We start from the raw sequence: 20,471 nt of genomic DNA, 5'->3' as shown, positions 1-20,471 counted from the left end.
AGCGATGCGGCGAGGGGCGGATCAGACGAAGGTCTGGCGCTGCAGCCAGAGGTCCCTGGCGGTTCCGCTGCCCTGGATGAAGACGTAGAGCAGATTCTCCTCGTTGAGGATGGGGACGCCGACGCCCGCGGAGCCGATGACCCCGCCCAGGGACTGGAACCCGCTGTAGGTCGTGCCGTTCTCCGTGGTCTGCACGGCGACCCACAGGGCGTTGTCGGTGGCCTTGATGAACACGTTGACCCGGCCGTCCTGGGCGAGGGCGCAGGTGGGCCGCCAGACGATCTGCGCGCCGAGGCTCACGGGGGCGCCGAACGTGTCGTAGTCGTCGCTCTGCCCGACGCGCCGGACGGATCCGTCGGAACCCCGGTAGAAGATCTGCACCCGGCCGGCCGCGTCCAGGCACACCGACGGGCGGCTCGTCACGTTGGAGGCGTTGAGGGAGAAGGGCTCCCAGACGCCGGCGTTCTCGGTCTGCTGCTGGATGGTGTACAGGGTCTCGCCCACACCCTTGACCGCCACCACGATCCGCCCTCCCCCGTCGAGGATGGGCGAAGGTGTGGCGAAGATGGCACCGCCCAGCGATGTGGCGGCGGTGTAGGTCTCGTACTGCAGATCCTGGTTGCGGAGGTACCACAGGGCGTCGTCGGTGCCGGGGAAGAACACATAGATGCGGCCATCGGCCCCGAGCGCCGCGGCCGGGTCGTCCCCGATGCCGGTGGCCAGGATCTGGGGCGGTCCGTACCCGGAGTTGATGGAGGTCTGGGTGATGACCTCCAGATTGTTGCCCGGGGTGCGGTAGAAGACCCGGACCTTGCCGTCCTTCCCCCGGATCGGCGCGGGGATGCCGTCGACGGACAGGCCCGCGTACTGCTGCCACGGACCCCAACTGCCGTCGCGTGCCTCCACCCTGCTCCACAGGACGTTGGACCCGCCCCGGATGAAAACCTGCACCCGGTCGTCGGCGAACGCGACCGGGGCGGGCTCGGAGTGGATGCCGCCTTGCAGGTTGATCCAGGTGCCCCAGACGGTGCCGGGGGTGGTGGAAACGGTCATGAGAGGACCTCCCTCTTCTCGTGAAGCCACGAGACTGCACGGATACACCGTCAATTCCCGGGAAAGCATGGCGGATACCCGAAGAAAGGAAGATGTACGGATATGACTGATTCATTGCGATGAGGGGCTGATGTCAGATTAAATACGCTCGCTTGTTGTGGAAATTCATCGCGCGAGAGGAGAGATTCTGATCGCGGACCCGCCGTTGACCTTCCCCAAGGGGGAAGCCCGAGCATCGTGGTCGCCGGGCGAGGTGCCCGGCGGCGAGGAGGGCGAACATGGGGCTGCTGACCATCGGTGCGTTCGCGAGGGCGTCGCGGCTGTCCCCCAAGGCGCTGCGCCTGTACGACGAGCTCGGGCTGCTGCCGCCCGCCCGCGTCGATCCGCACTCCGGCTACCGCCGCTACGATCCGGCACAGCTGGAGCGGGCCCGTCTGGTGGCGTGGCTGAGGCGGCTCGGCATGCCGCTCGCCGAGATCCGGGCGGTGTGCGAGCTGGAGCCGGAGGCGGCCGCGCGGGAGGTGCGCGCGTACTGGGCGCGGGTCGAGGCCGACACCGCGGCCAGGAGGGACCTGGCCGCCTTCCTCGTCGACCATCTGTCCGGGAGGGACACCACGATGTCTTCCGACCACACCACCCTGGGGATCCGCTACGCCGTGCTCTCCGACACCGGCTCGGTCCGGGAGAGCAATGACGACGCCGGGTACGCCGGTCCGCGTCTGCTGGCCGTGGCCGACGGATTCGGGGGCGGACGGCACGCCGGCGAGGCGGCGATCGAGGCGCTCAAACCGCTGGACGCGGGTGTTCCGGGCGGGGAGTTGCTGAGCGCCCTGGAGGAGGCGGCGCACCGGGCCCGGGAGTCGGTCTCCGCGCTCGCCGCGTCCGACCCCGCGCTGCGGGATGTCGGCACGACGCTCACCGCGATGGTGTGGTCGGGCTCCCGGCTGGGTTTGGTCCATATCGGCGACTCGCGCGCCTATCTGCTGCGCGACGGTGAGCTGTTCCAGATCACCCATGACCACACCGTGGTCCAGTCGCTGATCGACGAGGGGCGGATCACTCCCGAGGAGGCCGCCTCGCACCCCCAGCGGGCGCTGCTGCTGCGCGCCGTGGGCGGCGGTTCGGCGTTCGAGCCGGACTTCGCCCTGCGGGACGCCCGCGCCGAGGACCGCTATCTGCTGTGCTCGGACGGGCTGACGGGGGTTGTGCCCGCCGGGGAGATCCGGCGGGTGCTCGCCTCGGAGGACGACCCGGGCACGGCCGTACGGCAGTTGATCGCCCTCGCCAACCGCGCGGGCGGGCCCGACAATGTCACCTGCGTGGTGGCCCATGTGGCCGAGCGGAGAATGCTGACCTCGGCGTAAGCCGCCGCCGTGACCGTCTCGTCCGCCCACCGTGACCGCTTGTTGAACGTTGATGAATGGTGTGTGCAAAGGCTTGTCGGCCGAAAGAACGCCTCCTTATGCTCGCGGCGGAAATCGCTTTCCACTCCTGCCGACCGGGAGACAGGCATGGCCGGCGGCGCGGCGTAAGGGGCAGAGCATGTCCGCAGGTCCGATCCGGCTCTCCCAGGGAGCGCACACCGCGCTCCGCCCGGCCACCGCGGCGCGGATCACCGGGGGTTTCTGGGCCGCCAGACGCCGTGTCAACGCCGAAGTGAGCGTTCCCCAGGGGCCGGACCGGCTGGAGCGGGCGGGCAATCTCGCCAATCTGCGGGCCGCCGCGGGGGCGGCGCCGGCGGAGTCCGGTTTCCGGGGTGACTTCCCGTTCCAGGACTCCGATGTGCACAAGTGGCTCGAGGCGGCGTCCTGGCAGCTGGCGGACGGCGGCGAGGGGCCGGCCGAGGAGGAGCTGTCCCGGCAGGTGGAGCGGCTGGCCGGGCTCGTCGCGGCCGCGCAGGCCGAGGACGGCTATCTGCAGACGTACTACCAGCTGGGGCCGGACGCCCGGCGGTGGGCGGAACCGCACTGGGGGCACGAGCTGTACTGCGCGGGCCACCTCCTCCAGGCCGCGGTCGCGCACCACCGGGCCACCGGCGCGGACGGGCTGCTCGATGTGGCGGTGCGGTGCGCCGATCTCGTCGACGCCACGTTCGGGCCCGGCAGGAACGAGACGGTGTGCGGACATCCGGAGATAGAGACGGCGCTGGTCGAGCTGTACCGGGAGACCGGTGAGCGGCGCTATCTCGAGCTGGCCGGGTACTTCGTGGACCGGCGCGGGCACGGCAGCCTCGGCGACGGCCCGGCGGACGGCTCGCCCGGCCCCCGGCCCGGGGCGCCCTATTGGCAGGACCACATCCCGGTGCGGGAGGCGACGGCGGTCGCCGGGCATGCGGTGCGCCAGCTGTATCTCCTGGCCGGGGCCGCGGATGTGGCGGCGGAGACCGGCGATGCGGGGCTGCGGGACGCGCTGGTGCGGCTGTGGGAGGACATGGCCGCGACGAAGACCTATCTGACGGGCGGAGTGGGGTCCCGGCACGAGCTGGAGTCCTTCGGGGACGCGTACGAACTGCCGCCGGACCGGGCCTACGCGGAGACCTGCGCGGCCATCGCCGCCGTCCACTTCGGATGGCGGATGGCACTGCTGACCGGGGAGGCCCGCTACAGCGATCTGGTGGAGCGGACCCTGTTCAACGGCTTCGCGTCGGGGGTGTCGGTCGACGGTGAGCGCTGGCTCTATGTGAATCCGCTGCAGGTCCGCCAGGACGATGAGAGCCGTAAGGGCGGCACCGGTGACCAGAGCGCCCACCGGACGCCGTGGTTCCGGTGTGCGTGCTGCCCGCCCAATGTGATGCGGCTGCTGGCCTCGCTGCCGCACTACATTGCGAGCGGCGACGCCCAGGGGCTGCAGCTGCACCAGTACGCGTCCGGCTCGTACGAGGCGGGCGGCGGGGCGGTGCGGGTGGGGACCGGCTACCCCTGGGAGGGGCGCATCGCGGTGGTCGTGGATGCGGCCCCGCAGGACACGGACTGGACGCTGTCGCTGCGCATCCCGCACTGGGCGGCGTCGTACGAGGCGACGGTCGGCGGGGAGCCGGTGGCCGAGCGGGCCGAGAACGGCTGGCTGCGGCTGCGGCGCCGCTGGCGGCCCGGCGAGACGGTCGTGCTGAGCCTGCCCCTGGACCCCCGGCTCACCCGGCCCGATCAGCCCGCCGGGCTGCGGCTGGACGACATCGCCCTCGACCCGGATGCCGTGCTGAGCGCGGAGCACCGGCCGGAGCTGCTGGGCGGGGTGACCGTGATCACCTCCCTGGCCCTGCGCCATGCCGTCGCGCGCGACGGGTGGTGGCCGTACCGCGACGGCGGCGTGGGCTCGGGCGGCGGCGCGCGCCCCGGCGGGGATGCGGGCGCCCGCGGGGACGCGGGCGGCGGCGGGGACGCGGGCGGCGCGGAAGCCCTCGATCCGGTCCCGGTGACCGCGATCCCGTACTACGCGTGGGCGAACCGCGAGCCCGGCGCGATGCGGGTGTGGACCCCGCTCCAGACCCTGACCGGCTGACCTTCGCAGGACCGATCCAGGCCCCTGACCTGCTGGTCTTCTATTCACGCCCTGCGCGGCTGACCTCCACCGGACCCGGGCACGCCCCGCGCGGTGTCCACCGGAACTCGGCGGACACCCCATGCGTTCATCGCTCGAGGAACACCCTCTTGTGCCCGAGCGGCACCGTTGCAACGGGAGGTGCCCCTTGAGCACCGGATCCACACCCCGCGGGGACGACGACGCCGACGGCTGGGACGACGTCACCCTCGACGAGGACTTCATACGGGACGCCGAGGTCGCCGAGCCCGCCGCGCGCACCCGGATGCTGACCGCGCGGTGGCGGCGCGGCGCGCCCGAGCCTCAGCCCTGGCGGGCGGACGAGCCGCCGGCCGGCTGGTTCTGGAGCAAGCGCCGCAAGCGGCGCCGGCGGCGCTGACCTCGCCTCTCCGTTATCCGGTCGCAATTGCGCGCGTAAAGACACCGCGGCATATCCGGTGGGAGGATTCGGCCCGACTCACTGATCATGAGGTCCGTGGTCGTTCGCCGACCCTGTCCCGGAGGTGCCGTGTCCGCTCGCTCCGCATTGCCCGTCATAGCCGTCGCCGCCGTATCCGCCCTCCTGGCCGGGTGCACCAGCACCAAGTCGTCCGGGTCCGGCGGCGACGACATCAGCCTGGTGAATTCCGGGAAGCTCACGACCTGCACGCATCTGCCCTATCCGCCCTTCCAGTCCAAGCAGGGCAAGAAGATCGTCGGCTTCGATGTGGACATGGTCGACCTCGTGGCCTCGGCGCTCGATGTGAAGCAGGAGATCGTGGACACGCCCTTCGAGGGCATCCAGTCCGGGGAGGACCTCAACACCAACCAGTGCGACGTGGCCGCCGCCGGGATGACCATCACCGACGTACGCGAGAAGAACCTGGACTTCTCCGCCCCGTACTTCGAGGCCACGCAGGCGCTGCTCACCACCAAGGGCAAGCCCTACAAGACCCTCGCCGACCTCAAGGGCAAGAAGCTCGCGGTCCAGCAGGGGACCACCGGCGAGAGTTACGCCCAGAAGCACGCCAAGGGCGTCAAGCTGGTCCAGTTCGAGGATCTCGCGCTGCTGCTGACCGCCGTCAAGACCGGGCAGACCGACGCCGGCATCAACGACAACGGTGTGCTCTACGACTACGTCAAGGACAACGCCGACACCACGGTGACGGCCGAGTTCGACACCGGTGAGCAGTACGGCATCGCCGTGCGGACCGGCAATGACGCGCTGCGCAAGAAGATCGACGCGGTGCTGAAGGACGCCCGGGCGGACGGCTCCTACGACCGTATCTACAAGAAGTGGTTCGGCACCGCGCCCAAGAAGTGACGCCCACTGACGGCCATCGGAGCTGAGGAGTCCGCACACATATGGCAATGACCCGCAGGCAGCGGGCGCGGGCGATACGAGCGGTGCAGTACGCCGTGCTCATCGCCCTGCTGCTCGCCATCGTCCTGGCCGCGGACTGGGGTGAACTGCGGCGCGCGTTCTTCGACGCCGAGGTCGCCCGGTCCCTGTTCCCCGACATCATCACCACCGCCCTGGTCAACACCGTCGTCTACACCCTGCTCGGCTTCGGCTTCGGCCTTGTCCTCGGGGTGGTGCTGGCGCTGATGCGGCTCTCGCAGGTGCCGCCGTACCGCTGGCTGGCGGTCGCCTACATCGAGTTCTTCCGCGGGGTGCCCGCGCTGCTGGTGTTCATCGCGCTGGGCTTCGGGGTGCCGCTCGCCTTCCAGGTGGCATTGGACCGGCACGTCACGGTGATGCTGGCGCTCGGGCTCGTCGGAGCCGCCTACATCGCGGAGACGATGCGGGCGGGCATCCAGGCGGTGCCCAAGGGGCAGATGGAGGCGGCGCGTTCGCTGGGAATGTCCCACAGCCGGGCGATGGCCTCGATCATCATCCCGCAGGCGTTCCGGATCGTCCTGCCGCCGCTCACCAATGAACTGGTGCTGCTGACCAAGGACTCGTCCCTGGTCTATCTGCTGGGGCTCTCCCTGGACCAGTACGAGCTGTCCAAGTTCGGCCGGGACGCGCTGAACCAGCACCGCAGCCTCACCCCGATCCTGGTCGCCGGGGTGTGCTACCTGATCATCACCGTTCCGCTCGGCCATCTGGTGCGCCGGCTCGAGGCCCGTTCGGCGAAGGCGAGGTGACCGGTATGAAGGAGACGACGGTGGTGAAGGAGACCGGCGAGGCGGACGGCATCGCCATTCACGTGGCGGGTCTGCACAAGTCCTTCGGCGCGCTGGAGGTGCTCAAGGGCATCGATCTCACCGTCCGGCGGGGCGAGGTGGTCTGTGTCATCGGCCCGTCGGGATCCGGCAAGTCGACGCTGCTGCGCTGTGTGAACCTCCTGGAGGAGCCGACCTCGGGCTCGGTCACCGTGGCGGGGACCGAGGTCACCGACCCGGACGTGGACATCGACCGGGTGCGGCGGCGGATCGGCATGGTGTTCCAGGCGTTCAACCTCTTTCCGCATCTGACGGCCCTGGAGAACCTCACCATCGCCCAGCGGCGGGTGCTGCGCCGCGACAAGGCGGAGGCGGTACGGATCGGGCGGGACACGCTGCGCCGGGTCGGCCTGAGCGACAAGGAGTCGGCCTATCCGGCGCAGCTTTCGGGCGGACAGCAGCAGCGGGTGGCCATCGCCCGGGCGCTGTCCATGGACCCGGAGTTGATGCTCTTCGACGAGCCGACCTCGGCGCTCGATCCGGAGCTGGTCGGCGATGTGCTCGCCGTGATGCGCGCCCTGGCGGACGAGGGGATGACGATGCTGGTCGTCACCCATGAGATGAGCTTCGCTCGGGAGGTCGCCGACCGGGTCGTGTTCATGGACGACGGGGTGATCGTGGAGGAGGGCGGACCGGAGCAGGTCGTCTCCGATCCGGTCCATTCCCGCACCCGGGCCTTCCTCACCCGGGTGCTGAACCCGGCCGCGGCGCGGGTCGCGGAGGTGCCGGACACTGGCCCGCACGGAGCGCGGATCGACCGCTGAGCTCCGTGCGGGCGGCTGAACTCCATGCGAGCGGCTGAGCTTCGTACGGGCGCGGGTCCGCGTGATCAGCGGGCGGGACGCAGGTCGCGGAGGTCGATCGCGTCGGCCATGGCCTGCAGTCCCGCGTCGTTGAAGTGGAGATGGTCGCCCGAGTCGTAGGCGGGCAGTGAACGGTCCGGGGCGGCGGGGTCGCGGACGGCGGCGTCGAAGTCCGCCACCCCGTCGAACAGGCCGCCGTCCCTGATGAAGCCGTTGACGGACTGCCGCACCGCCTCGCGCGCCTCGGTGTAGTTGCCGTTGCCGCCGAACGGGGTGATGGTGCCGCCGATGACGCGGATGCCACGCGCGTGGGCCCGTTCCACGATCCGGCGGTAGGCGTCCTCGAACGCGGCGGGATCGGTCTGATTGGGGTTGCCCTTGATGTCGTTGATGCCCTCCATCAGGACCACCGCGCGCACCCCGGAGCGGGAGAACACATCCGCGTCCAGCCGGGACAGGGCACTGGGCCCGGTGCCGTCCAGCAGCACGCGGTTGCCCGCGATCCCGGCGTTCAGCACCCCGAGCCGGCTCTGCGGGGGCAGCGCGCGCAGCCGGGCCGCGAGCCGGTCCGGCCAGCGGCGGTTGGCGCTCGACGTCGATCCGGAGCCGTCGGTGATGGAGTCGCCGAGGGCGACCACGCTGCCCGCGGCGGGGGCGCCGAGCACGTCCACGCCCGTCACGTAGTACCAGGAGCTGGTGGTGGCGGTGTACGCGGCGCCGCTCTCCTCCGCGGTGTGGTCGCCGTCCGGCGCCAGGAACGAGGTCTGCAGGGCCGAGTGGTGATACGTCGCCGGGCCCGAGTCGACCGGTGTGTAGAGGGTGACCAGCAGGTTGGCGTCCGGGGCCACCCGTAGCGGCACCGGATCGCTGATTGCGTCCTCACCGGCCGGAACCGTGACCGACGCCGTATGGCGGAAGGTGGCCGTGCGCATGGTCCCGGCACGGGCGCCCGCGCTCTTGGGTGCCCCGCTCTCCTGCAAGGCGACGGTCACGGAGGTGAGTTGGAGGGGTGCGGTGCCGAGGCGGTTGGTCACCCGGACGCGGACGGCGTGGCCGCCGACGCTGGTGTGCACCACGTTGCGGATCGACTGACCGGGCAGGGCGGGGACCGTCCCGGAGGCGGCGGCCTCCCAGGTGCCCATCCAGCCATGGCCGGGGGCGGAGGCGGGGGCCGGGTGGGAGGTGGCGGCCCAGGCGGGCCCCTGCAGCGGCAGGAGGGCGAGGACCGACGCGGCCAACAGGCCGCGGAGAACGTGCCGGATCGTGACCATGACGTGCTGCCTTCCAGAGCGACGGAACTGGAGACGAGCGAGCTGGACCGAACGCGGCCGTGAGGGTGACGGCCGACGAGGAGCACGAGCGCGACGTAGACAACCAATAAGACATCGGAGGTGTCAAGGGATATGGCAGGAGAAAAGCGGGATCCTTTGGGATCATGCCCACATAGGCCCGATGAATGCACCCGCCGCGTCGGACACCGTCGAGATGGCGCGGGGAGGCGGCCAAGGTTTCGGCGGGCGGCAGGCAACGTTTCGGCGGGCGGCGGCGACAAGCCGGTGTGGGGCGTCCCCCCTCGACTCCCGGGTCTTCCCGGCGACTTGAGGCGGCCTTAGGGTAGAAACCGATTGCTGCCCGGTCAGGGTTCCACGTGGGCGGTTAGGGAAGGGAGTCTCGATGGCTCGTTCCTCGGGATCGACGGGGCCCACGCTGGCGGTCGTCGCCCGTGAGGCGGGTGTGTCGGTACCGACCGCTTCGAAGGTGGTCAACGGCCGGGAGGACGTGGCCCCCGAGACCCGTCGCCGGGTCACCGAGGTCCTGGACCGCCTGGGGTACATCCGCAGGCCGCGCTGTGAGACGCCCAAACCGGCCGCGATGGTCGACCTGGTGGTGCACTCGCTCGACAGCGCCTGGTCGGGAGCGGTGCTGCACGGCGCGGCGGAGGCCGCGCACGAGGCGGGACTCGAGGTGGTGGTCTCGGCCGCGGCCACTCGCAGTCCGGGCGGCAGGCTCGAACACGGCTGGCCGGACAAGCTGTACGCCCGGGGCAGCTCAGGTGTGCTGTTCCATCTCACGGAGCTCGCGCCCGCCCAGTACGCCTGGCTCGATGAGCACCGGATCCCGTTTGTGATGATCGACCCCGCGCACGACCCGCCGCCCGGGGTGCCGTCCGTGGCGGCCGCCAACTGGCAGGGCGGGATGGCCGCGACCGAGCACCTCATCGAGCTGGGGCACCGCCGGATCGCGGTGATCGGTGGCCCGGGGCGGGCGGTGCGCGACGGTGGCCGGGTCGCCGGGTACCGGTCGGCGATGGCGGCGGCCGCTTTGCCGGTGCCGTCCGCGTATGTGCGCTACGGCGACGTCAGCGAGGCCGGGGCGCGCCGCCGGATGGCCGAGCTGCTGGATCTGCCCGAGCCGCCCACGGCCGTCTTCGTCTGCTCCGATCAGATGGTGCCGGGTGTGTACCAGGCGGCCGGGGAACGGGGTCTGATGGTGCCGCGGGACATCAGCGTCGTGGGCTTCGACGATCTGCCGCAGGCCCGCTGGATCACGCCGGCGCTGACGACGGTGCGTCAACCGCTGTCGGAGATGGCGGCCGCGGCGCTGCGCAAGCTGCTGCGGCTGATGACCGGCGAGGTACCGGAGGCGATCCGGACCGAGCTGTCCACCCGGCTCATGGTCCGGTCGAGTACCGCTCCCCCACTTCGCGCTCTCTTATGACCGAGGGTTCGAACACTGCACGGCTGTCCGGACGGGCCCGTGCCACCAGTCCCATCCCTCACACCTGATATGTCATCCTTCACCGCACCGATCGCTACGGAGGTCCGCCCACCGTGTTCATCGACCTGCCCCTGGAGCAGCTGCGCGCCTACCAGCCCCCGCTGCCCGAGCCGGACGGCTTCGACGCCTTCTGGACGCGGACCCTCACCGAGGCCCGCGCCTGCGAGCTGAACGCGGTGTTCACCGAGGAGGACACCGGACTCACCCGAGTGCAGACCTATGACGTGGAGTTCTCCGGTTTCGGCGGGCACCGGATACGCGGCTGGCTGCTGGCCCCGCGGGAGGTGGCGGGTCCGCTGCCGTGCGTGGTGCAGTACCTCGGCTACAACGGCGGCCGGGGGCTGCCGCACAACTGGCTGCTGTGGCCGTCGGTGGGCTACGCGGTCTTCGTGATGGACAGCCGCGGCCAGGGGTGGGTCCAGCACTCGCCCGGCGTCACCCCCGATCCGGTCGGCGGCACCGGGCCCGAGACACCGGGCAAGATGACCCAGGGCGTCCTCTCCCCGGACGACTACTACTACCGCCGGCTGTACACGGATGCGGTACGGGCGGTGGAGGCCGCCCGTGAGCATCCGCTGGTGGATTCCGCGCGGATCGTGGTCAGCGGCGGCAGCCAGGGCGGTGCGCTGGCCCTGGCGGCGGCCGGACTGGTGCCGGATCTGACGGCGGCCCTGGTGGATGTGCCGTTCATGACCCACATCCGGCGCGCGGTCGAGATCACCGACGCGGACCCCTATGGGGAACTGGCCCGGTTCTGCGCCGGACAGCGCCACCTGGCCGAGCGGGTGTTCGCCACGCTCGACCACTTCGACGGGCTCAACTTCGCGGCCCGCGCCAACGCGCCGGCGCTGTTCTCGACCGCGCTGCGCGATGAGATCACCCCGACCTCCTGCGGCTTCGCCGCCCATCACCACTACGCCGGTGAGAAGGACCTCAAGGTGTGGTCCTTCAACGGCCACGAGGGCGGGGGCACGCATCAGCAGGCCGAGCAGATCGGCTTTCTGCGGGAGCTGCTGGGCTGAACCCGGCGTGTCGGGCGGCGTTCGACCGCCGCCCGGCACGGGGTAGACAGGGGCTACCCGCACCGAAGGAGTCGCCCGTGCCCGCGCAGCCGTTGGAAGGCATCACCGTCGTCGCCCTGGAGCAGGCCGTCGCCGCCCCGTTCGCCACCCGTCAGCTCGCCGATCTGGGAGCCAGGGTCATCAAGGTGGAGCGGCCGGGGCGCGGTGACTTCGCCCGCGACTACGACCGCGAGGTCAAGGGCGCGTCGGCCTACTTCGTCTGGATCAACCGCGGTAAGGAGAGCGTCGTCCTCGATGTCAAGGACGACACCGACCGGGCGCTGCTCGATGCCATGCTCGCCCGCGCGGATGTCTTCGTGCACAATCTGGCGCCCGGCGCGGTGGACCGGCTGGGCCTGGGAGCGCGGACGCTGCGGCCCGCCCATCCCCGCCTGATCACCTGCGCGATCTCCGGGTACGGGGACAGCGGCCCGTACCGCGAGAAGAAGGCGTACGACCTGCTCATCCAGTGCGAGGCGGGGCTGCTGTCGATCACCGGCAGCCCTGAGGCCCCGGCCCGCCCCGGGATCTCGATCGCCGATATCGCGGGCGGGATGTACGCCTACACAGGCATTCTCACCGCGCTGTACGAGCGGGAGCGCACCGGTGCGGGGACCGACCTGAGCGTGAGCCTGCTCGATGCGCTGGGCGAGTGGATGGGCCACCCCTATTTCGCCCAGGCGTACGGCGGTGCCGGGGTCGTGCGCAGCGGCGCGCGCCATCCCTCCATCTCGCCGTACGGCGCCTACCGCTGTGGGGACGGCGGTCAGGTGTTCCTGAGTGTGCAGAGCGATCGTGAATGGGCCGCCCTGTGCGAGCGGGTGCTCCGCCACCCGGAGCTGATCCGCGATCCGCGCTTCGCGGACAATCCCCTGCGTCGCACCCATGACGAGGAGCTGACGGCCGAGTTGGAGTCGTGCTTCGCGGACCACACCGCCGAGGGGCTGACCGTACTGCTGGACGGGGCCGGTATCGCCAATGCCCGGCTGCGCGACATCGCGGAGTTCGGTGCCCACCCCCAGTTCGACGCCCGCGACCGCTGGGGCGAGTTCGGCTCCCCGGTCGGACCGCTGCGCGGTCTGCTGCCGCCGGTGGAGGTGGCGGGCCGCAGGGCGCCGATGCGACCGGTGCCAGGGCTCGGCGAACACACGGCGGCGGTGCGCGCCGAGTTCTCCTGAGCGGGCCCGGGCAGCGGCCGGTGCCGCGCGCGTGGTGTGCCCGAGCGGCCCGGCACCAGGCTGATCTGCGGTTTCCCGCAGGGCGAGCGCTGCGGAGAACACCACCGGGTTGGGCGGCAATCCTCATATCTTCGCTGGTCGGCGGTTTCTAGATTGACAGGCGTCGGGGCCGCGCAGCGCTCCGGCGCCTGACCGCCATGTTGGAGACCACGCATGCACTTGATGACCCTGGCTCTGCCCCAGGAGCCCTCGGACGGCATCGCCGGCTGGGCCGCGGACCTCGTGGACGCGATGGGCGGGCCGGGAGCCGGTCTGGCCATCGCGCTGGAGAACCTCTTCCCGCCGCTGCCCAGCGAGGTGATCCTGCCCCTGACCGGGTTCGCGGCCGGGCAGGGCGTGATCAGCCTGGCCTCGGCGCTGTTCTGGACCACGCTCGGTTCGGTGGTGGGCGCGCTGGTGCTGTACTGGATCGGCATGCTCGTGGGCCGTCGGCGCATGCACGCCATCTGGGCGAAACTGCCGCTGGTGAAGGCGTCCGACCTGGATCGTACGGAGCAATGGTTCGAGCGGCACGGCACCAAGGCGGTCTTCATCGGCCGCATGGTGCCGATCTTCCGTAGCCTCATCTCCATTCCGGCCGGGGTCGAGCGCATGCCGCTGCCGGTCTTCGCCCTGCTGACCACGCTGGGCAGCCTGGTCTGGAACACGGTGCTGGTGATGGCCGGCTACTGGCTGGGCGATCAGTGGGACCAGGTGGAGACCTACGTCGGTGTCCTCTCCAAGGTGGTCCTGGTCGCGGTTGTGATGGCCATCGTGGTCTACGTGGTCGTGCGCTTCCGCGGTCGCGGCAAGCAGCGCCCCGCTTCATGAGCCATGACGCGCGCCCCGGCCCCTCCGCTCTGCTCGCGCCACAGCCCGGGCGATCTTGCCCGGGCTGTGCGGCCGGGCTACGCTTGGCCCCCGTGCAGGGGGATTTGACGAATTTCGCCACTCATCACCTGTTTCTCGGCTCGCCCGGTCAGCACGACGGCGGCAGGGGGGCGGCGGAACCCTCGTGGCCGCGCAAGATTCCGGGAGCACTCCTCGGCTGTTGTACGGCCATGCTCGGATTTCTCTACTTGCTGATCGTCGGCACGGTCATGGCGCCCTTTCTGTTACGGCCGCGCACCCGGCCCGGCGCCCTGGCCGCGCTCGCCTCCGGGGCTCGTCGGCTCGCGGGGCTGGACCGGGCGCGCCGGTTCGTGTTCTTCGGCGATCGTTTCCCCGAGCACTACAAGTCGTCCGACCAGAAGGTCCTGCGCTATCTGGCGATCCGCAGCTATACGGGGCTGCTGTGCACCATCGTCGTCGGTCTGCTGGGGTTCGGTGTCATCCTCGCCGCGGTGCTGGCCATGCGACTGCTCCAAGGCCGCCTGGACCTGCAGGAACTCCTCACCCAGGCACTGCTCGGCGGGGTGCTGCTCTTCCTCGACGTGCAGGGCATCTACTCTCTCTCGGTCCTGGACGCCCGGCTGGCCCGTGAGTGCTTCGGGCCGTCCGAGCAGGAGTTGCTGCGGCAGCGCATCGACGAGCTGGCCACCAGCCGGGCCGCGGTCCTCCAAGCCGTCGACGCCGAGCGCCGCCGCATCGAGCGCGATCTCCACGACGGCATCCAGCAGCGCCTGGTGGCGCTCGCCATGCTGCTCGGCCGGGCGCGCCGCAGCCGCGGCCGCAACCCCGAGCAGGTGGACGCCTTGCTGCACCAGGCTCACCAGGAGTCCCAGGAGGTCATCACCGAACTCCGGGAGGCGACCTGGCGGATCTATCCCTCCGCCCTGGACAGCCTGGGGCTGAAGGAAGCCCTCAGCGGGGTCTCCGAGCGGTGCTCCCTTCCCATCCGCATGGACTTCGAGGTCGACGGTGCGCTGCCACCGACGGTGGAAACCGCCGCGTACTTCGTGGTCTCGGAGTGCGTGACCAACGCCGCCAAGCACTCCGGCGCCACGGCCATCGCCATCCGACTCACGCTGCACGGAGCCGTGCTGGTGGTCCGGGTCGAGGACAATGGCACCGGCGGAGCGGATCCATCGGGCAGCGGTCTCACCGGGCTGCGCAGCCGGGTGAGCGCGCTCGACGGTCTGCTGCACATCGACAGCCCCCTCGGGGGACCCACGACCATTACCGCGGAGCTTCCATGCGCGTGATCCTCGCCGAGGACTCGACCTTGCTACGGGAAGGACTGGTGCGTCTGCTGGTCGAGGAGGGCCATGAGGTCGTCGCGGCGGTGGGTGACGCGGTGTCCCTCATGAAGGAGGTCGAGGAGCGGATGCCCGACATGGTCGTCGTCGACATCCGGATGCCGCCGACGCACACCGACGACGGGCTGCGGGCCGCGCTGGATATCCGTAAGCGCTGGCCCCAGATCAGCCTGCTCGTGCTGTCGCAGCACGTGGAGCGCAACTACGCGGCTCAGCTCCTGGCCTCCAACGCGGAGCGGGTCGGGTATCTCCTGAAGGACCGCGTCGCCCAGGTCGAGGAGTTCCTGGACGCACTGGAGCGGATCCACGCGGGTGGCGCGGCCATCGACCCGGAGGTCGTACGTCAGTTGGTCATCCGCACCACGCACGGTGACCCGCTCGCCCGGCTCACCCCGCGCGAGCGCAGTGTTCTGGAGACGCTGGCGCAGGGCCACACCAACACGGCCATCGCGCAGAAACTGCATATCTCGCTGAGCTCGGTGGAGAAGAACCTCAACACGATTTTCGACAAGCTCGACCTGTCGCATACCGCCGGCTACAGCCGGCGGATCCTGGCGGTCCTGCGGTATCTGGAGTCCTGAGGCGCGCGACGGCCCGGGGGGTGGACCGGGGGGGGGCTCGGCGGGGGCCCCACCGTGCGGCGCGCACCTCTCGGCGTCCGAGACGCCACCGGGCTGTCTGGGGCCCCACGTCCGGGCGGGCACAGTCCGGTGCCGTCACTGGAAGGAATACGGGTTGAGCGCGTCCTCCGGCAGGTGTTCCAGCTGCACCCGGTCGCCGATGCCGGCCTCCTCGGCGAGTTCGAGGAGCACGTCGAAGGCGACGTGATCCTCCAGGGCGAATCCGGTCGAGTCGAAGACGGTCAGCTCCTCCCGCCGCCCCGCGGCGAGCGCCGGGTCGGCGCACAGCGCGGGCAGCTCCGGGCCCAGCTCGCTCTGGTCGAGCTGCTGGCACTCACCCTCGCGCAGCGCCTGCCCCCGATGGTCGGGGGTGACGAAGGCGGACTTGAGCACGGACAGCGGCACCTCGTACTTGCCGATCAGATCGGCGCCTATGGCGTTGATGTGGGCGTGCGGGCGCAGCCGCTCGCCGTGGAGGACCGGACCGTCCCCGACCCCGACCGAGGTGACGGTGCAGATGATGTCCGATGCCGCCTCGATCTCCGTGACGGATGCCACCTCCACGTCGATACCGAGGAATTCCACACGCTCGGCGAAGGACTCGGCGTGGGCGGGCTCGATGTCGTGCACGAGGATCCGGTCCAGCCGGAAGACCCGGCTGAGGGCATGGGCCTGGGTCACCGCCTGGGCACCGGCGCCCACCAAGCCGAGGACCCGGCTGTCGGGGTGGGCGAGCAGACGGCTGGCGATGGCGGACGCGGCGCCGGTGCGAACGGCGGTGGGCAGGATCCCGTCGCCGACGGCCAGCAGACGGCCGGTCACGTCGTCGTAACGGGCCATCGTGCCGATGATGGTGGGGAGCTGATGGGTGGACGGATTCGTGGGGGTGTACGCCACGGTCTTGATGGTGATCGAGTCGCCGGGCTGATGGTGCGGCATCCATTCGAGGACGGCCGTGTTCTGAGGACCGCTCAGGAATCCGTCCCGCGCCGGGGTGATGCCCCATCGGCTTTCCGCACGGAACGCCTCATCGAGCCGGTCGATCATCCGGTCCATGAAAAGGTCCAATCCCTTTCCCTGGACGATCTTGGCAACATGTTGCCGAGTGAGGACCGTGGTTTCCATTGTTTCCCCTTGATTCGCATCACGGTACGGCATTTACCTGCCAATGGATTTTTCACTCCATTGGAAAGGACGAACCGGAATATGAAACTAATGGCTGCTGTTTCCTCCGGTCAAGCTTTCGCCTGCGCGAGTACGGTTTCCCGCAACTGTCACCCTGCGGAGAACCGCAGGGTGACAGTTGCGGGAAACAATGACTACCTAGGCGGTTTACCCCGTGTCGACGTCCGGGACATGGAACTAGCGTTTTAGCGTCATAAACCCGGCAGCCGCCACAACGGTTCGGCAACATTGGGAGGACGCTGACAGTGCGAAAGAAACCGGCGACGTTACGGGTTGCCCGATGGAGCGCCACACATCCGTGGTCCGCGATCGGACTGTGGGTCGTGTTCGTCGCCCTGTGTCTCTTCCTCGGCGGCGCCGCCGGTACGAACAAGCTCGACTCCGAGGAGTCCGGGGTCCGGGAGTCGGGCCGGGCAGGCAAGATCGTTTCTTCCGGGGACTTCACCAAGAGGCCCGAGGAGAACGTGCTCATCACCGCCGAGTCGGGCGGGAAGCTGGACCGGCGGGCGGCGCAGCGGGCGGCCCAGGACATCACCGGCCGGATGAAGGCGCTGTCCGAGGTGCGGAGCGTCGGTGAGCCGGTTCCCGCGCCGAACGGCAAGGCCCTGCTCGTACCGGTGACGATGAACGGTGACGAGGACGACGCCATCAACCGGGTCCGCCCGCTGCTCGATGTGAGCGCCGAGGCCGACCGCACCCACGACGGGCTCAAGATCGAGCAGGTGGGCACCGGTTCGACGGCGAAGGGCATGTCGGACACCATCGGTGAGGACTTCAAGAGGGCCGAGCTGATCAGCGTTCCGCTGACCCTGCTGATCCTGCTCGTGGTCTTCGGCGCGATCATCGCCGCCGGAGTGCCCGTGCTGCTCGCCCTGTCCTGTGTGGTCTCCGCGATGGGACTGTCGTCCCTGGCGTCGCATGTGCTGCCGGAGACCAGCGCGGTGAGCAACGTCATCCTGCTCATGGGCATGGCCGTCGGCGTCGACTACTCGCTCTTCTACCTCAAGCGGGAGCGGGAGGAGCGCCGTAAGGGCAAGTCCCACCTCGACGCCATCGAGATCGCCGCGGAGACGTCGGGGCATACGGTCGTGGTGTCCGGCACCACCGTGATCGTGGCGATGGCCGGGCTCTACCTCGCCCAGGAGGCCACCTTCGCCTCCCTGGCCACCGGTTCCATCATCGTCGTGGCGGTCGCGGTCCTCGGCTCGGTGACCGTGCTGCCCGCCCTCCTCGCCAAGCTGGGCCGTTGGGTGGACCGTCCCCGGGTGCCGTTCCTGTGGCGGCTGACGATGCGCTCCGGCGAATCGCGGGTGTGGCCGGTGCTGCTGCGCCCGGCGCTGCTCAAGCCGGTTCTCACGCTCGTGGTGTCGATCGGCGCGCTGCTGCTGCTCGCCCTGCCCGCCCTGGACATGAAGCTCAAGCAGCCCGGCCAGGACGACCTGTCGCGGGACATCCCGGTCGTGCGGGCAACCGACCGGCTCACCGACGCCTTCCCGAGCGAGGGCACCGTGCACAAGGTGGCGGTACGGGCCCCCGCCGACGAGGCCGGCCAGGTCAAGGCCGCGCTGCGGGGACTGATCGACCGCACCGAGGGCAACAGCCTCTTCGCCCACGACCAGACGCCGGTGATCCGCGAGTCCGGGGACCACCGGGTGCACACCGTCGAGGTGGGCACGCCGTACCCGCCGAAGAACCCCAAGGCCACCGAGTCGCTGAAGGTGCTGCGCGGGTGGGTGCCCCAGGCGCTGGACGAGGTCCCGGACGCCGAGAGCGGCGTCGGCGGTGCGGTGGCCCAGGGCATCGACTTCACGGACCACCTGGAAGAGCGCATGCCCTGGGTGGTGGGCTTCGTACTGCTGCTGACCTTCGGCACCATGGCGGTGATCTTTCGCTCTCTGGCCGTGGCGGTGTCGGCGGTGCTGCTGAACCTGCTCTCCGCGGCCGCCTCGTTCGGTGTCCTGGTGGCGGTCTTCCAGCACACCTGGGCGGAGGGTCTGCTCGACTTCGACAGCTCGGGCACGGTGGTGTCCTGGCTTCCGCTCTTCCTGTTCGTGGTGCTCTTCGGACTGTCCATGGACTACCACGTGTTCGTGGTCAGCCGGATCCGGGAGATGGCCGTGGACGGAGCGTCGGTGAGGGAGTCGGTGCGTGAGGGCATCGTTCGCTCGGCGGGCGTCGTGACGAGTGCCGCGATCGTCATGGTGGCGGTGTTCTCGATCTTCGGCACGCTCAACGCGGTCGAGTTCAAGCAGCTGGGCGTGGGACTCGCGGCGGCGATCATGCTGGACGCCGTGGTCATCCGGATCTTCGTGCTGCCGGCGCTGATGACGGCGCTCGGCCCGTGGAACTGGTGGCCCGGCGGCACGTCCGGGACCGGCCAGGGGACTTCCGCCGTGTCGGTCCCGGCGGCGGGCGGGACCGATGAGCCGACGGGCCCGCCGTACTCCCCGTCCCCCGTGCCCAGGACGGACCAGGCACCGTCGCCCGGCCACCCGCGGCGGTAGTGGCCGAGCGGCCCCTTTGACGAGGGGGGAGGGCCGTCCGGTACCCCCGGCCGGGCGCCTCCCCCCTCTTCTCGTTCCTGTGCCGCTCGCCGTCCCCTGGCGGTCAGCGGGCGGCCGCCCCGGTGAGGAACTCCACCATCACCTTGTTCACCGTTGCGGGGTCTTCCAGATAGCCGTAGTGCCCACAGCCCTCGATGAGTTCGAACTCGGCTCCCGGGATGGCGTCGGCGACCTCGCGCGCCAGACGGGCGGGGGTGATCAGGTCGTCCGCGAAGGCGATGACCTGGCAGGGGACGCGGATGCCCCGGTATGCCTCGAGCCGGTGGTCCAGCGTGCTCAACTCCATCTGCGCTCGCTGTCCGGGACCGGCCGCGGGCGACAGCTCGAACAGATCGAGCCAGTCGGCCATCGCCTCGCCGTCGTCGAGGGTGCGCGGGGACAGCGACTTCAGGGCCCGGACCACGGCGGCGTACCGGACCGGGAGTTCCACCCCGGCGTCATGCAGCTCGATCTCGGCACGCGTGATCGCGGCGCGCAGCACATCGGTGCGGCCCCGGGTGGCGATGAGGACGGCCTGGCGTACGAGATCGGGCCGGGACAGCGCGAGTTCCTGCGTGATGAAGGCGCCCAGGGACGTGCCGACGACCCGGCAGGGACCGATCCCGAGGTGCTCGATGAGCCGCGCCACATCGCCGACCATGTCCTGGAGGGTGAACCCCTCAGGGCACTCCGAGGTCGGCGGTATGCCCCGGTTGTCGAGAGTGATCACGCGGAATCCGGCGGCGGCGAGGGCGGGCACCTGGTGCAGTTGCCACACGGTGCCGCCGGCGCCGGTCCCCTGGATCATCACGACCGGCTCGCCCTCGCCGGCTTCCTCGTAGTGGAGCTGTATTCCGTTGACGTGAACGACCGGCATCTCGCTCCATCCTCCTTGGTATGACGGGTGCACGGGCATGGGTATGGCCCGCCCTTCGGGTACGACGCGTCGGACGCGTCCCGGCGGGGCGGGCCACACGGCGGTCCAGCGGGTGCGGCGCTCAGGCCGCGTCGGCGCCTTCCATGGCCTTGATCAGGCTCTTGGGGCGCATATCGGTCCAGTGGGCGTTCACGTATTCAAGCGCCGCGTCCCGTGTGGCGTCGGCGAGGACCGTGCGCCAGCCCTGAGGGATCTCGACGAACGCAGGCCACAAGGAGTGCTGCCCCTCATCGTTGACGAGCACGAGATACGTGCCCTCGGGGTCCTCGAAGGGGTTGGTGCTCATGAGATCGCTCCTTCTCGAAGAATCAATTCACTTGCGCTTGACGTA

The 20,471-nt window shown here is 70.2% G+C and carries 18 protein-coding genes; 13 read left to right on the top strand and 5 right to left on the bottom strand.

Annotated features, from left to right (window positions below; translation table 11 throughout):
* Positions 1-21: 21 nt before the first annotated feature.
* Positions 22-1,053 carry a hypothetical protein gene (locus tag J5X86_RS28135; RefSeq protein WP_208519512.1) on the bottom strand — a complete coding sequence of 344 codons (1,032 nt, stop codon included), beginning with the start codon at positions 1,051-1,053 and terminating at the stop codon, positions 22-24.
* Positions 1,054-1,331: 278 nt separating this feature from the next.
* On the opposite strand from J5X86_RS28135, the gene J5X86_RS28130 reads away from it, so the two are divergent.
* The 6 genes from J5X86_RS28130 (at position 1,332) to J5X86_RS28105 (ending at position 7,562) form a co-directional block, all read left to right on the top strand.
* Positions 1,332-2,417 carry a MerR family transcriptional regulator gene (locus J5X86_RS28130; RefSeq protein ID WP_208519511.1) on the top strand — a complete coding sequence of 362 codons (1,086 nt, stop codon included), beginning with the start codon at positions 1,332-1,334 and terminating at the stop codon, positions 2,415-2,417.
* 178 nt (positions 2,418-2,595) lie between these two features.
* Positions 2,596-4,551 (top strand): glycoside hydrolase family 127 protein, encoded by a 1,956-nt coding sequence (locus J5X86_RS28125; protein WP_208519510.1) that lies wholly within the window; start codon positions 2,596-2,598, stop codon positions 4,549-4,551.
* 187 nt (positions 4,552-4,738) lie between these two features.
* Positions 4,739-4,969: a hypothetical protein gene (locus J5X86_RS28120; protein WP_078646228.1), complete on the top strand. Its 231-nt coding sequence runs from the start codon at positions 4,739-4,741 to the stop codon at positions 4,967-4,969.
* 129 nt (positions 4,970-5,098) lie between these two features.
* Entirely contained in the window at positions 5,099-5,893 is a 795-nt protein-coding gene (locus J5X86_RS28115; protein WP_208519509.1) for an ABC transporter substrate-binding protein, read from the top strand.
* Positions 5,894-5,934: 41 nt separating this feature from the next.
* Positions 5,935-6,720: an amino acid ABC transporter permease gene (locus J5X86_RS28110; RefSeq protein WP_059146648.1), complete on the top strand. Its 786-nt coding sequence runs from the start codon at positions 5,935-5,937 to the stop codon at positions 6,718-6,720.
* 5 nt (positions 6,721-6,725) lie between these two features.
* Positions 6,726-7,562 carry an amino acid ABC transporter ATP-binding protein gene (locus J5X86_RS28105; RefSeq protein ID WP_243981672.1) on the top strand — a complete coding sequence of 279 codons (837 nt, stop codon included), beginning with the start codon at positions 6,726-6,728 and terminating at the stop codon, positions 7,560-7,562.
* 65 nt (positions 7,563-7,627) lie between these two features.
* Here J5X86_RS28105 and J5X86_RS28100 read toward each other — a convergent pair whose 3' ends face one another.
* Positions 7,628-8,872, bottom strand: a complete 1,245-nt coding sequence (locus J5X86_RS28100) for an SGNH/GDSL hydrolase family protein (protein WP_208519508.1) — start codon at positions 8,870-8,872, stop codon at positions 7,628-7,630.
* 403 nt (positions 8,873-9,275) lie between these two features.
* Between J5X86_RS28100 and J5X86_RS28095 the strand changes: the two genes are divergently transcribed.
* The 6 genes from J5X86_RS28095 to J5X86_RS28070 all read left to right on the top strand — a co-directional run bounded on the left by J5X86_RS28095 (position 9,276) and on the right by J5X86_RS28070 (position 15,436).
* Complete coding sequence (locus J5X86_RS28095; RefSeq protein ID WP_208519507.1) at positions 9,276-10,319, top strand: LacI family DNA-binding transcriptional regulator; 1,044 nt, start codon at positions 9,276-9,278, stop codon at positions 10,317-10,319.
* 113 nt (positions 10,320-10,432) lie between these two features.
* Positions 10,433-11,401 (top strand): acetylxylan esterase, encoded by a 969-nt coding sequence (locus J5X86_RS28090; protein ID WP_208519506.1) that lies wholly within the window; start codon positions 10,433-10,435, stop codon positions 11,399-11,401.
* Between the two features lie 77 nt (positions 11,402-11,478).
* A complete protein-coding gene (locus tag J5X86_RS28085; protein ID WP_208519505.1) occupies positions 11,479-12,618 on the top strand; it encodes a CaiB/BaiF CoA-transferase family protein in 1,140 nt (379 codons plus the stop codon).
* Between the two features lie 213 nt (positions 12,619-12,831).
* On the top strand, positions 12,832-13,488 hold the full coding sequence (locus J5X86_RS28080) for a DedA family protein (RefSeq protein WP_208519504.1): 657 nt from the start codon (positions 12,832-12,834) through the stop codon (positions 13,486-13,488).
* 230 nt (positions 13,489-13,718) lie between these two features.
* Positions 13,719-14,801 carry a sensor histidine kinase gene (locus tag J5X86_RS28075; RefSeq protein ID WP_243981670.1) on the top strand — a complete coding sequence of 361 codons (1,083 nt, stop codon included), beginning with the start codon at positions 13,719-13,721 and terminating at the stop codon, positions 14,799-14,801.
* Positions 14,792-15,436 (top strand): response regulator transcription factor, encoded by a 645-nt coding sequence (locus J5X86_RS28070; protein ID WP_208519502.1) that lies wholly within the window; start codon positions 14,792-14,794, stop codon positions 15,434-15,436. The genes J5X86_RS28075 and J5X86_RS28070 overlap by 10 nt, the downstream gene beginning before the upstream one ends.
* A gap of 135 nt (positions 15,437-15,571) precedes the next feature.
* On the opposite strand, the gene J5X86_RS28065 is transcribed toward J5X86_RS28070, so the two are convergent.
* Positions 15,572-16,531 (bottom strand): ornithine cyclodeaminase family protein, encoded by a 960-nt coding sequence (locus tag J5X86_RS28065; protein ID WP_243981669.1) that lies wholly within the window; start codon positions 16,529-16,531, stop codon positions 15,572-15,574.
* Between the two features lie 452 nt (positions 16,532-16,983).
* On the opposite strand from J5X86_RS28065, the gene J5X86_RS28060 reads away from it, so the two are divergent.
* A complete protein-coding gene (locus J5X86_RS28060) occupies positions 16,984-19,164 on the top strand; it encodes an MMPL family transporter (protein ID WP_308124760.1) in 2,181 nt (726 codons plus the stop codon).
* A gap of 103 nt (positions 19,165-19,267) precedes the next feature.
* On the opposite strand, the gene J5X86_RS28055 is transcribed toward J5X86_RS28060, so the two are convergent.
* A complete protein-coding gene (locus tag J5X86_RS28055; RefSeq protein ID WP_208519499.1) occupies positions 19,268-20,080 on the bottom strand; it encodes an alpha/beta fold hydrolase in 813 nt (270 codons plus the stop codon).
* 121 nt (positions 20,081-20,201) lie between these two features.
* On the bottom strand, positions 20,202-20,426 hold the full coding sequence (locus tag J5X86_RS28050; RefSeq protein WP_208519498.1) for an MbtH family protein: 225 nt from the start codon (positions 20,424-20,426) through the stop codon (positions 20,202-20,204).
* Positions 20,427-20,471: the final 45 nt, after the last annotated feature.

The sequence above is a fragment of the Streptomyces sp. NEAU-YJ-81 genome (assembly GCF_017592595.1).
Taxonomy (GTDB): domain Bacteria; phylum Actinomycetota; class Actinomycetes; order Streptomycetales; family Streptomycetaceae; genus Streptomyces; species Streptomyces hygroscopicus_B.
Note: the sequence above shows the minus strand (reverse complement) of the source record. Positions and strands in the feature narration are given on the sequence as shown.

Bases quoted from the DNA above. Each gene is read 5' to 3' on its own strand.
- J5X86_RS28135 (WP_208519512.1), bottom strand. From the start codon at position 1,053: ATGACCGTTTCCACCACCCCCGGCACCGTCTGGGGCACCTGGATCAAC.
- J5X86_RS28130 (WP_208519511.1), top strand. From the start codon at position 1,332: ATGGGGCTGCTGACCATCGGTGCGTTCGCGAGGGCGTCGCGGCTGTCC.
- J5X86_RS28125 (WP_208519510.1), top strand. From the start codon at position 2,596: ATGTCCGCAGGTCCGATCCGGCTCTCCCAGGGAGCGCACACCGCGCTC.
- J5X86_RS28110 (WP_059146648.1), top strand. From the start codon at position 5,935: ATGGCAATGACCCGCAGGCAGCGGGCGCGGGCGATACGAGCGGTGCAG.
- J5X86_RS28105 (WP_243981672.1), top strand. From the start codon at position 6,726: ATGAAGGAGACGACGGTGGTGAAGGAGACCGGCGAGGCGGACGGCATC.
- J5X86_RS28100 (WP_208519508.1), bottom strand. From the start codon at position 8,872: ATGGTCACGATCCGGCACGTTCTCCGCGGCCTGTTGGCCGCGTCGGTC.
- J5X86_RS28095 (WP_208519507.1), top strand. From the start codon at position 9,276: ATGGCTCGTTCCTCGGGATCGACGGGGCCCACGCTGGCGGTCGTCGCC.
- J5X86_RS28080 (WP_208519504.1), top strand. From the start codon at position 12,832: ATGCACTTGATGACCCTGGCTCTGCCCCAGGAGCCCTCGGACGGCATC.
- J5X86_RS28075 (WP_243981670.1), top strand. From the start codon at position 13,719: ATGCTCGGATTTCTCTACTTGCTGATCGTCGGCACGGTCATGGCGCCC.
- J5X86_RS28070 (WP_208519502.1), top strand. From the start codon at position 14,792: ATGCGCGTGATCCTCGCCGAGGACTCGACCTTGCTACGGGAAGGACTG.
- J5X86_RS28065 (WP_243981669.1), bottom strand. From the start codon at position 16,531: ATGGACCGGATGATCGACCGGCTCGATGAGGCGTTCCGTGCGGAAAGC.
- J5X86_RS28055 (WP_208519499.1), bottom strand. From the start codon at position 20,080: ATGCCGGTCGTTCACGTCAACGGAATACAGCTCCACTACGAGGAAGCC.
- J5X86_RS28050 (WP_208519498.1), bottom strand. From the start codon at position 20,426: ATGAGCACCAACCCCTTCGAGGACCCCGAGGGCACGTATCTCGTGCTC.